Genomic DNA, 13,488 nt, shown 5'->3' on the forward strand with positions numbered 1-13,488 from the left:
GCATGGAATTTTTCTTCGAAGTGCTGATCGGCGGTCTGCTGGCGGGCGTGATGTATGCCCTGGTGGCGATTGGTTTTGTGCTGATCTACAAGGCCTCCGGCGTGTTCAATTTTGCCCAGGGCGCCATGGTGCTGTTCGCCGCGCTGACGTTTGTCAGCCTGTTGGAGCGCGGCTTCCCGTTTGCCTGGGCGTTCCTGATCACCCTGGCGAGCATGGTGGTGCTGGCGCTGCTGATCGAAAAAGTGGTGCTGCGGCCCTTGGTCAATCGCCCACCGATCATCCTCTTTATGGCGACCCTCGGGCTGTCCTACATGATCGAAGGCTTTGCGCAGTTCCTGTGGGGTGCGCAGGTGCACGGGCTGGACCTCGGCATCGCCGACGAACCGCTGGAAATCCGCGGCATGCTGCTTTCGCAATTCGACCTGTTTGCCGCCGGCACCGCCGCCGCGCTGGTGATCGTGCTGTCGCTGCTGTTCAACAAGACGCGGGTGGGCCTGTCGTTGCGCGCGGTGGCCGATGACCCGCTGGCGTCCATGGCCATCGGTATTCGCCTGCCACGGATATGGGCGTTGGTGTGGGCCGTGGCAGGGTTCGTCGGCCTGGTGGCCGGGTTGCTCTGGGGCGCGCGCCTGGGTGTGCAGTTCTCGCTCTCGCTGGTGGTGCTCAAGGCGCTGCCGGTGCTGATCATCGGCGGGTTCTCGTCCATCGGCGGGGCGATTGTCGGCGGCCTGATCATCGGTGCGGCGGAGAAAGTCGCCGAGATCTACCTCGGCCCGATCATCGGCAGCGGCATTGAAAACTGGGTGCCGTACGTCCTGGCCTTGCTGTTCCTGCTGGTGCGGCCTGCCGGGTTGTTCGGCGAGCGCGCCATCGAACGGGTTTGATTGTCCTTGGGGAAATGCCTGCATGCTGTATCAAGAAGTCGGTCAAATCAGTACCTCCTACGCGGCCGAGCGCCGCACCTTTCGCCTGCGCCAGGACCGGGTCGCGCTGTGGCTGCTGCTGGGCGTGGCATTTTTTGCGGTGCCTTGGCTGGGCAATGACTACTGGTTCAGCGCGATCCTGGTGCCGCTGCTGGTGCTGTCACTGGCCGGGCTTGGGCTCAACCTGCTGACGGGCTACGCCGGGCAACTTTCACTCGGCTCGGCGGCGTTCATGGCGGTGGGCGCGTTTGCCGCCTACAACCTGCAACTGCGCGTGCCCGGTTTGCCGCTGCTGCTGAGCTTTGCCCTGGGCGGCGTGATTGCCGCCGGGGTCGCGGTGTTCTTTGGCTTGCCGAGCCTGCGCATCAAGGGCTTTTACCTGCTGGTGGCGACCCTGGCCGCGCAGTTCGTGGTCGAGTGGGTGCTCACCCGCTTCAGTTGGTTTACCAACGACAACGCCTCGGGCGTCATCACCTCGCCGCCGCTGCTGATTGCCGGGTTGGATTTCAGCTCACCGCGCGGCCGCTATGTGCTGACGTTGACCGTGGTGGTGGCGCTGTTCTGGTTGGGCAAAAACCTGGTGCGCAGCGAACTGGGCCGTCACTGGATGGCCGTGCGCGACATGGACACCGCCGCTGCCGTCATCGGTATTCGCCTGTTGAAGGCCAAGCTGCTGGCATTTGCGATCAGCGGCTTCTACCTCGGCGTGGCCGGCTCACTGTGGGCGTTCGCCTACCTGGGCACGGTCGAGCCCCACGGCTTTGACCTGAGCCGCTCGTTCCAGGTGCTGTTCATCATCATTATCGGCGGCCTGGGCAGCGTGCTCGGCAACGTCCTCGGCGCCGCGTTCATCGTGCTGTTCCCCATTCTGCTGGGCAACCTCTTCGGCCTTTTGCCCGCCGGGCTGATGGATGCGGGCCAGTTGGAAAACATCCAGAAGATGCTGTTTGGCGCGCTGATCATCGCTTTTCTGATCAAGGAGCCGGAGGGGCTGGCCCGTCTGTGGCAGCGCTTTCGTCAACGGGCCAGGGTTTGGCCGCTGCGTTACTGAACTCAATAACCCCCCAGGAATGACCTCCATGACACACCGCTTATCGCTGCGCCGCCTGGCCTTGGGCCTGGCCCTGATCACCGCCGGGCTCACGGCCGGCGCCCAGGCTGCCAACGAACAATACTTCCCCTTGCAAAGCTACCGGGTCGGCCCGTACGCCGCCGGTGGCACCGGTTTCTTCGGTGGCTTCATCGACTACCTGCAATACATCAATTCCAAGGGCGGGGTGAACGGCGTCAAGCTGACCTGGAGCGAATGCGAAACCGAGTACGTGGTGGAAAAAGGCGTCGAATGCTACGAGCGCCTCAAGGGTGGGCTCAACGGTGCACCGGCCGCCGCCACCAACCCGCTGTCAGTCGGCATCGCCTATGCCACGCTGGAACGCTCGACCGCCGACAAGTTGCCGCTGATCACCATCAACCATGGCCGCACCGACTCCACCGACGGCAGCGTGTTCCCCTACGTGTTCCCGCTGCAGCTCAACCCGTATTCGGAAGTCTCGGCGATCATCAACTACATCGGCCAACGCGAAGGCGGCGCCGACAAGCTCAAAGGCAAGAAAATCGCCGTGCTCTACCACGGCTCGCCATACGGCAAGGAAACCAATGGCGTGCTCGAAACCCTGGCGAAAAACGCCGGCTTCGAACTGACCCTGCTGGAAGTGCCGCACCCCGGCAACGAGCAGCAATCGCAGTGGCTGAACATCCGTCGCCTCAAGCCCGACTGGGTGATCCTGCGCGGCTGGGGCGTGATGAACCCGGTGGCGCTTAAATCCGCGCAGAAAGTCGGCTACCCGGCCGATCACATCATCGGCAATATCTGGAGCAACTCCGAAGAAGACGTGGTACCGGCCGGAGCCGCCGCCAAAGGCTTTATCTCGATCACCACGCACCCCTCGGGCACCGACTTCCCGGTACTGCAAGGCATCAAGCAAAGCGTGGTAGACGCCGGCAAGGGCAACCTGGCCGACCCCAAGCGTTTCGGCACCGTGTATTACAACCTGGGCGTGGTCAACGGCATTCTCAACGTCGAAGCGCTGCGCCTGGCCCAGGAAAAATACGGCCACCAACCGCTCACGGGCGAGCAAGTACGCTGGGGCTTCGAACACCTGAACCTCGACGATGCACGCCTGCAAGCCCTGGGCGCCAAGGGCCTGGTGCAACCGCTGAAACTGTCCTGCGCCGACCACGAAGGCGGCGGCGCCGTACGCTTCCAGCAATGGGACGGCCAGCGCTGGAACCTGATCAGCGACTGGGTACAAGCCGACCGCGCCTTGTTGCGGCCGATCATCGAAGCCTCTGCGGCGCAGTACGCCAAGGAGAAAGGCATCACGCCACGAGATTGCAGCAAAGAGCAGTAAAACGACTCAACTGTGGGAGGGGGCTTGCTCCCGATAGCGGAGTGTCAGTCAACTGATTCATTAGCTGATCCACCGTCATCGGGAGCAAGCCCCCTCCCACATTTAGACCGAGGTGTGTCAGCCCACGGCCAATTCCACCACGCCGCCGTTCAACCGCACCGGCCATACCCGCAAACGCTGGTGCGGTGCCTCCAGGCATTGGCCGTCGTGCAAACGGTAATGCTGCTTGTAGATCGGCGCGGCCACCACCAGGTCGCCCTTGATACTGCCGACCAGCCCGCGACCGATCACATTCGCGCCGGATTCCGGGTCGTGGTTGTCGATGGCGTACAGCGTCTGGTCCTGGGCGTCGGGCAGGTAGAACAGTGCGACTTGGGCACCGTCCAGCCACACCACTACGCCGGAATTACTCACCAGGTCGGTCTCGTTGCACACACTTTTCCAGGTGGCAAGGTTGCGCTGCGTGTTGGACTGGCTCATCAGGCAAGCTCCTCGGTGACGGCAATCAGGTTGAGTTCGGCGGCCATGATCGGCCGACGCTGGCCGCGTTCCTGGACAAAGTGGATGTCCGGGTCGGGGCGTTTGTCGTTGACGAAGGTGCGGAAGCGCTTGAGCTTTTCGGGGTCCTTGAGAGCGTTGGCCCACTCGCATTCGTAGCGGTCGACCACCAGTTGCATCTGCGCTTCGAGCTCGGCGCCCAGGCCCAGGCTGTCGTGCAGGATCACGTCCTTGAGGAAATCCAGGCCGCCTTCCAGGCTTTCGCGCCAGACCGAGGTGCGTTGCAACTTGTCGGCGGTGCGGATGTAGAACATCAGGAAGCGGTCGATGTACTGGATCAGCGTGGCGTCATCCAGGTCGGTGGCGAACAGTTCGGCATGGCGTGGACGCATGCCGCCGTTGCCGGCGATGTAGAGGTTCCAGCCCTTCTCGGTGGCGATCACGCCCACGTCCTTGCTCTGCGCCTCGGCGCATTCGCGTGTGCAGCCGGACACCGCGAACTTGAGTTTGTGCGGCGAGCGCAGGCCCTTGTAGCGGTCCTCGATCAACAGCGCCATTTTCACGCTGTCCTGCACACCGTAGCGGCACCAGGTGCTGCCCACGCAGGACTTCACCGTGCGCGTGGACTTGCCATAGGCGTGCCCGGTTTCAAACCCGGCCGCGATCAGCTCGGCCCAGATGTCCGGCAGCTCGTGCAACTGCGCACCAAACAGGTCGATGCGCTGGCCGCCGGTGATCTTGGTATAGAGATCGTATTTCTTCGCCACTTCGCCAATCACGATCAACTTGTCGGCCGTGATCTCGCCGCCCGGAATACGCGGCACCACCGAGTAGGTGCCGTTCTTCTGCATGTTGGCCATGAAGGTATCGTTGGTGTCCTGCAACGGCACCAGGGACGCGTCCATGATCGGCTGGTTCCAGCACGAGGCCAGGATCGACCCCACCGCCGGTTTGCACACATCGCAGCCGGTGTGGCCACGGCCGTGCTTGGCCAGCAGTTCTTCAAACGTGAGCACCCCTTCCACGCGCACCAGGGCATACAACTCCTGGCGGGTATAGGCGAAGTGTTCGCACAGGCTTTTGTCGACGCTGACGCCGCGAGCGATCAGCTCATGCTCGAACACCTGCTTGAGCAACCCGGCGCACCCGCCGCAACCGGTGCAGGCCTTGGTCTGCGACTTGAGCAGGCCGAGGTCGCTGCAACCGGCGTCGATGGCCGAGCAGATCGCGCCCTTGTTGACGTTGTGGCACGAGCACACCGTGGCCGACTCCGGCAATGCGCCTGGGCCGAGGGTCGGTGCGCCGCTGGACGATGGCAGGATCAGGCTGGCCGGTTCGGCCGGCAGCGCGATGCTGTTCTGCATGTACTGCAGCAAGGTGTCGTAGTAGCTGTTGTCGCCGACCAGCACCGCGCCGATCACGTGTTTGCCGCTCGCATCCACCACCAGGCGTCGATAGCTGGCGCTCGCCTCGTCGATGAACTGGTAGCTGCGCGCACCCGGTGTGTGGGCGTGCGCGTCGCCGATGGAGCCCACGTCCACGCCCAGCAGCTTGAGCTTGGTGGACATGTCGGCGCCGACAAAGGGCTCAGCGGTGTGCTCGCACAACAGCGCGGCGACACCACGGGCCATTTGGTAACCCGGCGCAACCAGGCCGAACAGGCTGCCGTTCCAGGAGGCGCATTCGCCAATCGCGTAGATATTGGGATCGCAGCTCAAGCACTCGTCGTTGATCACCACGCCGCCGCGCGGGCCAATCTCCAGGCCGGCCTGGCGAGCCAGGGCATCCTGGGCGCGGATCCCGGCGGAGAACACGATCAGGTCGGTCTCCAGGAACTCGTCATTGGCAAAGTTCATGCGGTAGCGGTACTGCTCGCCTGCACTGATCGATTGGGTGGCGCGGGACAGATGCACACCGACGCCCAGCCGCTCGATCTGGGCCTTGAGCGCAAGGCCGCCGAAATCATCCAGTTGCACTGGCATCAGGCGCGGCGCGAATTCCACCACATGGGCTTCCAGGCCCAGGCTTTTGAGGGCGTTGGCGGCTTCCAGGCCGAGCAGGCCACCGCCTACCACCACACCACGGCGCGCATTGGCGGCCGCGGCGCGAATGGCGTCAAGGTCTTCGAGCGTGCGATACACCAGCCGCGAGTCGCCTTCGGCGCCCTCGATCGGCGGCACGAACGGATAGGACCCGGTGGCCAGCACCAGCTTGTCATACGCCACGCAGCCCTGGGCGGTGATCACCTCACGGCGCTCGCGGTCGATCTCCAGCACCGGCACCCCCAGGTGCAAGGTAACGCCCGGCACCTGGTACAGCGAGGCGTCGGACAATGCCAACGACTCGGCATCGCGGCCGGTGAAATACTCGGACAGATGCACGCGGTCATAGGCACGCATCGGCTCTTCGCTGAACACGTGCAGCCGGTAGTGATCCAACGCGCCGCGTTCGATCAGTTGCTCCACGCAATGGTGGCCGACCATGCCATTGCCGACGACGATCAGGGTTTTCATCTGTTTGTTCATATCAAGCACCCGACAACGTTCATCACGATTTAAAAAGCAAAAAAAAACGCCTGAAACCTTACGGTTCCAGGCGTCTTTGCCTGTTCTTATGCGGGATTGGATCGGCGACTGCGCCGGATCTACCGCTGTATGCCCCTGTTGTCGATCGTCGTTGACCGAAGTGGGTTGAAGGGGAGCTTGCAGGTGGCGTGCCAATTGGCCGCAAGCGAGTACTCACGGCGGCGACAGGCAATCAACTGCACAAAGCGCAGCCAATTTCGCCTCCAACTGGTGCGCCTTGCTTCAAAAAAGCGCACGTTCAAAGGCTCACAAATGCTTCTATGGTGAGCGGGACTGTTGTGGCGAGCGGGCTTGCCCCGCGTTGGGTGGCGAAGCCGCCCCATTACTGCCACTGCTTGCTTCCTGTAAGGACTGAGGTGCCTGGGTTTGGGGCTGCTGCGCAGCCCAACGCGGGGCAAGCCCGCTCGCCACAATTAACCTGTGCTTAAGAAATTGGCGCGTGACTTGCTAGGAGTACACACAGAGCAGTCAACGCTGATTGCCCATTCACGACAAAGGCGCCGTGCAATCCCCGTTTCCAACGGAGGGTTGCAGGGCGCTTTTTTGTTGGCGGGCAGAAAAAGTTTCGAGGGTTACCGATGGCAAACCAAAGCGTACGCAGTGTGTGTCCCTATTGTGGTGTGGGCTGTGGCATCGTCATGCAGGTGGAGAACAATAAGGTGGTCAAGGTGATCGGCGACAAGGCCCACCCCACCAACTTCGGCCGCCTGTGCACCAAAGGCACCACCTGCGCGCAGGCTATCGCCGAGTCCGGGCGGATGGAGAACGCCTACCTGCGCGAGAAGCGTGACCACGACCCGGTGCGCATCGCCATGGACACCGCCATCAGCGAAACCGCCGGGCGCCTGCGCGACATCCTCGACAGCCACGGGCCGGATGCCCTGTCCTTTTATGTGTCCGGGCAAATGTCCCTGGAAGCCCAGTACCTGATCAACAAATTGGCCAAGGGCTTTGTACGCACCAATAACGTCGAGTCCAACTCACGCCTGTGCATGGCCAGCGCCGGCAGCGGCTACAAGCTGTCCCTCGGCTCCGACGGGCCGCCGGGCTCCTATGAAGACTTCGACCGCGCCGACCTGTTCTTCGTGATCGGCGCCAATATGGCTGACTGTCACCCGATCCTGTTCCTGCGCATGATGGACCGGGTCAAGGCCGGCGCGAAGCTGATCTTGGTCGACCCACGGCGCAGCGCCACCGCCGACAAGGCCGGCCTGTACCTGCCGATCAAACCGGGCACCGACCTCGCCCTGCTCAATGGCCTGTTGCACCTGCTGGTCAAGAACGGCCACACCGACCCGGCCTTTATTGCCGCGTTCACCGAGGGCTGGGAGGCCATGCCCGGCTTCCTCGAAGACTACCCACCGCACACGGTCGCCGACATCACCGGCCTGGCCGAAGCGGACATCCGCCAGGCCGCCGACTGGATCGGCGCAGCCGCCGAATGGATGAGCTGCTGGACCATGGGCCTCAACCAAAGCACCCACGGCACCTGGAACACCAACGCCCTGTGCAACCTGCACCTGGCCACCGGCGCCATCTGCCGCCCCGGCAGCGGGCCGTTTTCCCTCACCGGCCAACCCAATGCCATGGGCGGCCGTGAGATGGGCTACATGGGCCCTGGCCTGCCGGGGCAACGCTCGGTGCTGGTGGAGGCAGACCGCACATTTATCGAAGACCTCTGGCAGATCCCCGCCGACAGCCTGCCGCGCCAGGTCGGCGGCGGCACCGTGGCGATGTTCGAGCAGATGAGCGCCGGGCAGATCAAGGCCTGCTGGATCATCTGCACCAACCCGGTGGCCAGCGCGCCCAATCGCCGCAAGGTCATCGAAGGCCTGCAAGCCGCCGAACTGGTGATCACCCAGGATGCCTTCCTCGACACCGAGACCAACCGCTACGCCGACATCCTGCTGCCCGGCGCGCTGTGGGCCGAGGCCGAAGGGGTGATGATCAACTCCGAGCGCAACCTGACCTTGATGCAAAAAGCCGTCGAACCTCCGGGCCAGACCTTGCCCGACTGGCAAATCATCGCCAGGGTCGCGTGCGAGATGGGCTTTGCCGACGCCTTCACCTATGCCAGCGCCGCTGAGGTCTTCGACGAGATCAAGCGCGCCTGGAACCCCAAGACCGGCTACGACATTCGCGGCGCCAGCCATGCACGGCTGCGCGAACAACCGCTGCAATGGCCCTGCTCTTCGGAGGCTGGCGCGGACCGCAACCCGATCCGTTACCTGAATACAGGCACGCTCAGATTCGCCACCGAAACCGGCAAGGGCCAGTTCCTTGCGCGCCCGCATATGCCGCCGGCGGAGATGCCCGACGCAGCCTTCCCCTTCGTGCTCAACACCGGCCGTTTGCAGCACCAGTGGCACACCCTGACCAAGACCGGCAAGGTCGCCACGCTGAACAAACTCAACCCCGGCCCCTTCGTCGAACTGCACCCCGAAGACGCCGCAAGCCTGGGCATCAAGGACAACGACCGCGTGGAGGTGCGCTCCCAGCGCGGGCGTGCCGTACTGCCTGCGGTGGTCACCGACCGCGTGCGCCCGGGCAACTGTTTTGCGCCCTTCCACTGGAACGATGTGTTTGGCGAAAACCTCGCGATCAACGCGGTGACCAACGACGCGGTCGATCCGATTTCCCTGCAACCCGAGTTCAAGTTCTGTGCCGTTGCCCTGGCCCGGGTCGAGTTGATCGATCACCAGTTTCTCGATAGACCGGCCACGAATGATTTTTCCCCCTTAGCAGAGGACCTCGCCATGTCGCGCCTTGACGCCTTCGCCGATATTGCCGGCATCCGCAACGTGCCGGCCCCGTCATTGAGCGACAGCGAACGCACTTACCTCGCGGGTTTCCTCAGCGGCCTGCGCTCCGACGCCGGGCGCCAGGCAGCCGGTGTACCGGTGATGCCAATCGATGCGCCGCTGGCCAAGGATTCCCGCCTGTGGCTGGACGGTTTGCTCGGCGGGCTGTTCAGCCGCACCGACACCAGCACCTCAGCGTTACCGCCCGCCCCGGCCGTCACCCTGTTATGGGCCTCGCAGACCGGTAACGCCGAAGCCCTCGCCGAACGGTTCGCCAAGCGCCTGCGCGACGCCGGCATCAGCGTCGAGCTCAGTGCGATGGCGGATTTTCCCGCCAGCAAGCTGGCAAGCACGCAAAACCTGGCGCTGATCAGCAGCACCTTCGGCGACGGCGACCCACCGGACAACGGCGAACGCTTCTGGCACAGCCTGAGTACCGCCGAGATCCGCCTGGAGTCGCTGCGCTTTGCGGTACTGGCCCTGGGCGATCCGAATTACGACCAGTTCTGCAAGCACGGCAAACGCCTTGACCAGCGCCTGCTGGAGTTGGGCGCAACCCGCCTGCTGGAGCGCGTGGACTGCGACACCGAATTCGAAGAACGCGCCTACGCCTGGCTGGCCCAGCTGCAACACACCCTCAACCCGGCCAAGCCCGCAACGCTCGCCCCACCCGCCACCCCGGCGGGCAAAACCAAGCTGCATGGCTCACGGCTGCTGCTCAACCGGCACCTGAATCCGCAGAGCCCCCACAAGGAAACCCGCCAGTTCGCCCTGGACCTGACCGACTCCGGGCTGAGCTATGAAGCCGGTGATGCCCTGGGGGTCATGCCGCGCAACTGCCCGGAACTGGTCAGCGAACTGCTCGACCTGACGCGCCTGGATGCCACGGCCTGCGTAAACATCGACACCTTCGGCGATGTACCGCTGCACCAGGCACTGACCCAGCGTTTCGAAATCGCCCGCCCCAGCAGCGACACCCTGGCCTTTATTGCCGAGCGCACCGCCAACCCAGGCCTTAAACACCTGCTGGGCCCTGAGCACAAGGCCGAACTGCAAGACTGGCTGTGGGGCCGGCAACTGGTGGACGTGCTGCACGAGTACCCCATCGATTGTTCGGCGGACGAACTGCTCGGCACCCTCAAGCGCCTGCAACCACGCTTGTACTCAATCGCCTCAAGCGCCAAAGCCTACCCGCAGCAAGTGCACCTCACCGTGGCCGCCGTGCGTTATGGCAAGCGCAAGGGCGTGTCGTCGACCTTCCTCGCCGACCGCGCCGCAGACAGCGAGGTGCCGTTGTTCGTGCAGCCGTCCAAGCACTTCCGCACACCTGCCGACGGCGACGTGCCGATGATCATGATCGGCCCCGGCACCGGTGTGGCGCCGTTCCGCGCGTTTTTGCAGGAACGTCGGGCCCAGGGGCATCAGGGCCGCAACTGGCTGTTCTTTGGCGAGCAACACGCGGCCAGCGACTTTTACTACCAGGACGAACTGCAAGGCATGCAGCACGACGGCTTGCTCACTCACCTGAGCCTGGCGTTCTCCCGCGACCAGGCGCAGAAGGTCTACGTGCAGGACCGCATCCACGAACACGGCGCCGAGCTGTGGCGCTGGTTGCAGGACGGCGCGCAGTTGTACATCTGCGGGGATGCCAGCCATATGGCCAAGGACGTCGACCAGGCCCTGCGCCAAGTCGCGCAAACCCACGGCGGGCTTGGCGTTGAGGGCGCCGTGGAGTACTGGCGCCAATTGAGCGAACAGAAGCGCTATCTGCGTGATGTCTACTGATTGGATACAGAACAATAAGCACTTTGTATTGTGTACAAAAAACCCTAAAGTTTCACCGGCGCTGGGCCGAAACAGCGGTGATAGCAAATCGCCGCGCTCTTTTTCCGGAACGAGACGATTTGACCGCCCCCTACGCTGATGGTCGTCTCGATGAAAATAAAAAATAAGCTGGTGCTGGCTTTTGTCTCGGTCGCGTTTATCCCGGTAAGCCTGGTGGCGGTCATCTCCGTGATGAACACACGGACCCAGGCCGTTGACCAGTTTATCGATGGCAGCACCCGGGAAATCCGCCAGATCGATGGCAATATCCGCCAGTTCTTCGACGGCACGCTGCAGAACGTCGATCAAATGGCCACGGATCCTGTATACACCTCCGTGGAAACGCTGAAGAACTACCAGCCCGCCGACGCGGCCAGCCAGCCAATGCCGGCGGCGGCACAGGCGGTCATCGAGCGCTTTGCGCGCTTTGGCGCCACGCACCCGGCAGCGGCCATCCTGTCCATCGGCCTGGAAGACGGCACCTACGTCAAATGGCCGGATGACCCGCAACTGGCCAAGTACGACCCACGCGCGCGCCCGTGGTACAAGGCCGCCATGGCCAGCCCCGGCAAGACCGTGCGCACGCCGGCTTACTATTACGACAAAGACGACGTGGCGCTGGTGGGAACCGCGCGCGCCTTGCTGGATAACGCCGGCAAAGCCAAGGGCGTGTTCGTGGTCAGCGTGTCGCTGAAGAACCTCACCGAACTGGTCAAGAGCATCAAGCTCGGCGAAAGCGGCTACGTGATGCTGATCGAAGACGGCGTGGTGCTGGTCGACCCACGCGATGCCGCCCACAGCTTCAAGCCGCTCAAGGACTTGGGTGCCGCCTATGCACACTTGGCCGAAACCTCCCAAGGTTCTACCGAGGTGGAAATCAACGGCGTGCGCTACATGGCTAACGTGTGGACCTCCCCCGGCCTGGGCTGGCGCTATATCGGCCTGATCGAACACCGCGAAGTCATGGCCGAAGCCATGCGTATGACCTACCTCACCGCTGTCATCGTCGGCGTGCTGGTGCTGATCTTCGGCGTGCTCGCGGCGGCGTTTTCCAAAGTGATCGTCAAGCCCATCGGCCAGGTCAGCAGCGGTTTGCAGTCGATTGCCGAAGGTGAAGGCGACCTGCGCCACGCCCTGCAGGTGCAGGGCAAGGATGAAACAGCTGAACTGGCCGGCTGGTTCAACAAATTCCTCGCCGCCATTCGCCAACTGATCCAGCACATCGGCGCGGCTTCGGCCAATTTGCATAACGCCTCCAAGGTCAACAGCGAAGTGGCGCACAACATGAACGAAGCCGCCGGGCGCCAGCGCGAGGCGGTGGAACTGGTGTCCACCGCCTTCAACGAAATGGTCGCCACCGCCAACGAGGTCGCGCGCTCCTGCAGCAGTGCGGCAGAGTCGGCGGAGAACGGCCATCGCCGTGTGGCCGAGGGCAAGCAACAGATCGAAGTCACCACCGATAACGTCAACCGCCTGGGCCGCCGCTTGACCGAGTCGTCCGACGCCATGGTCGAACTCGAAGCCGGCAGCCGCAGCATCAACCAGATCATCGGCACCATCCGCGCGATTGCCGAACAGACCAACCTGCTGGCGCTCAACGCCGCCATCGAGGCCGCCCGTGCCGGTGACCAGGGCCGTGGTTTTGCCGTGGTCGCCGACGAGGTGCGCGCGCTGGCCAAGCGCACCTCCGACTCCACCGGCGAGATCGAGCACCTGCTCGGCACCCTGGAAAACAAGACCCAGGAAGTCACGCAAAAGATGGGCAGTTGCCTGGACCTGTCACGGGCCAGTGTGTCGTCCATCGAAAGCGCGCGCGACAGCTTTGAAGGCATCCAGCTGTCGGTCAACGAAATCCGCGACCAGAACCTGCAAATCTCTGCTGCCGCCGAGGAACAACACAGCGTGGCCGAAGAGATCAACCGGCATATCCAGCAGATCTACGACGAAGCGCGACTGGTGGAAAGCCTGGCCAACTCGGCGCAGGACGACTCGGGGCGCTTGTCGAATCTGTCGGATGAGTTGAATGGCCTGGTGGGGCGTTTCAAGTCCTGATGATTGTCGCCATCTGATCATCCGCCTCCTCCCGTAGCAGCTGCCGAGCGCAAGCGAGGCTGCGTCAGGCGCGCTACCGACTCAAGCCCGAGTCGCGGCCAACGCAGCCTCGCCGGGGCTCGACAGCTGCTACGAATGCCAACCCCATCAAGGCCTCCCCCCGTAGCAGCTGCCGAGCGCAAGCGAGGCTGCGTCAGACGCGCTGCCGATTCAAGCTCGAGCCGCGGCCGACGCAGCCTCGCCGGGGCTCGGCAGCTGCTACGAATGCCAACCCCATCAAGGCCTCCCCCCGTAGCAGCTGCCGAGCGCAAGCGAGGCTGCGTCAGACGCGCTGCCGATTCAAGCTCGAGTCGCGGCCGACGCAGCCTCGCCGGGGCTCGGCAGCTGCTACGAA

7 protein-coding genes and 1 pseudogene are annotated in these 13,488 nt (G+C 63.6%); 6 read left to right on the forward strand and 2 right to left on the reverse strand.

Annotated elements, in window-relative coordinates; translation table 11 throughout:
* The first annotated feature begins 2 nt into the window (after positions 1-2).
* Genes FIV39_RS31405 through FIV39_RS31415 form a run of 3 tightly spaced genes read left to right on the forward strand, consistent with a single transcriptional unit; the run spans position 3 to position 3,334 of the window.
* Positions 3-884 (forward strand): branched-chain amino acid ABC transporter permease, encoded by an 882-nt coding sequence (locus FIV39_RS31405; RefSeq protein WP_090403615.1) that lies wholly within the window; start codon positions 3-5, stop codon positions 882-884.
* Positions 885-906: 22 nt separating this feature from the next.
* Positions 907-1,974 (forward strand): branched-chain amino acid ABC transporter permease, encoded by a 1,068-nt coding sequence (locus tag FIV39_RS31410; protein WP_090403613.1) that lies wholly within the window; start codon positions 907-909, stop codon positions 1,972-1,974.
* 28 nt (positions 1,975-2,002) lie between these two features.
* Positions 2,003-3,334 carry an ABC transporter substrate-binding protein gene (locus FIV39_RS31415; RefSeq protein WP_090403611.1) on the forward strand — a complete coding sequence of 444 codons (1,332 nt, stop codon included), beginning with the start codon at positions 2,003-2,005 and terminating at the stop codon, positions 3,332-3,334.
* A gap of 117 nt (positions 3,335-3,451) precedes the next feature.
* Here the strand turns inward: FIV39_RS31415 and nirD are convergent, their stop codons facing one another.
* Together nirD and nirB are read right to left on the reverse strand one after the other, a co-directional pair.
* Positions 3,452-3,814 (reverse strand): nitrite reductase small subunit NirD, encoded by a 363-nt coding sequence (gene nirD / locus FIV39_RS31420; protein ID WP_090403609.1) that lies wholly within the window; start codon positions 3,812-3,814, stop codon positions 3,452-3,454.
* The gene (gene nirB, locus FIV39_RS31425; protein ID WP_090403607.1) at positions 3,814-6,357 is read right to left on the reverse strand and encodes a nitrite reductase large subunit NirB; all 2,544 of its coding nucleotides are present in this window, start codon (positions 6,355-6,357) and stop codon (positions 3,814-3,816) included. The genes nirD and nirB overlap by 1 nt, the downstream gene beginning before the upstream one ends.
* A 638-nt stretch (positions 6,358-6,995) precedes the next feature.
* Here nirB and FIV39_RS31430 point away from each other — a divergent pair.
* From FIV39_RS31430 to FIV39_RS34090, 3 genes and pseudogenes are all read left to right on the forward strand, one after another.
* Positions 6,996-11,003 carry a bifunctional nitrate reductase/sulfite reductase flavoprotein subunit alpha gene (locus tag FIV39_RS31430; protein WP_090403605.1) on the forward strand — a complete coding sequence of 1,336 codons (4,008 nt, stop codon included), beginning with the start codon at positions 6,996-6,998 and terminating at the stop codon, positions 11,001-11,003.
* Between the two features lie 231 nt (positions 11,004-11,234).
* Positions 11,235-12,239 (forward strand): annotated as a pseudogene (locus FIV39_RS34085) (cache domain-containing protein); the annotation flags it as partial.
* Between the two features lie 87 nt (positions 12,240-12,326).
* Entirely contained in the window at positions 12,327-13,094 is a 768-nt protein-coding gene (locus FIV39_RS34090) for a methyl-accepting chemotaxis protein (protein ID WP_370737674.1), read from the forward strand.
* Positions 13,095-13,488 lie beyond the last annotated feature (394 nt).

The organism is Pseudomonas grimontii (genome assembly GCF_007858185.1).
Lineage (GTDB): Bacteria > Pseudomonadota > Gammaproteobacteria > Pseudomonadales > Pseudomonadaceae > Aquipseudomonas > Aquipseudomonas grimontii.

Bases quoted from the DNA above. Each gene is read 5' to 3' on its own strand.
- FIV39_RS31405 (WP_090403615.1), top strand. From the start codon at position 3: ATGGAATTTTTCTTCGAAGTGCTGATCGGCGGTCTGCTGGCGGGCGTG.
- FIV39_RS31410 (WP_090403613.1), top strand. From the start codon at position 907: ATGCTGTATCAAGAAGTCGGTCAAATCAGTACCTCCTACGCGGCCGAG.
- FIV39_RS31415 (WP_090403611.1), top strand. From the start codon at position 2,003: ATGACACACCGCTTATCGCTGCGCCGCCTGGCCTTGGGCCTGGCCCTG.
- nirD (WP_090403609.1), bottom strand. From the start codon at position 3,814: ATGAGCCAGTCCAACACGCAGCGCAACCTTGCCACCTGGAAAAGTGTG.
- nirB (WP_090403607.1), bottom strand. From the start codon at position 6,357: ATGAACAAACAGATGAAAACCCTGATCGTCGTCGGCAATGGCATGGTC.
- FIV39_RS31430 (WP_090403605.1), top strand. From the start codon at position 6,996: ATGGCAAACCAAAGCGTACGCAGTGTGTGTCCCTATTGTGGTGTGGGC.
- FIV39_RS34090 (WP_370737674.1), top strand. From the start codon at position 12,327: ATGAACGAAGCCGCCGGGCGCCAGCGCGAGGCGGTGGAACTGGTGTCC.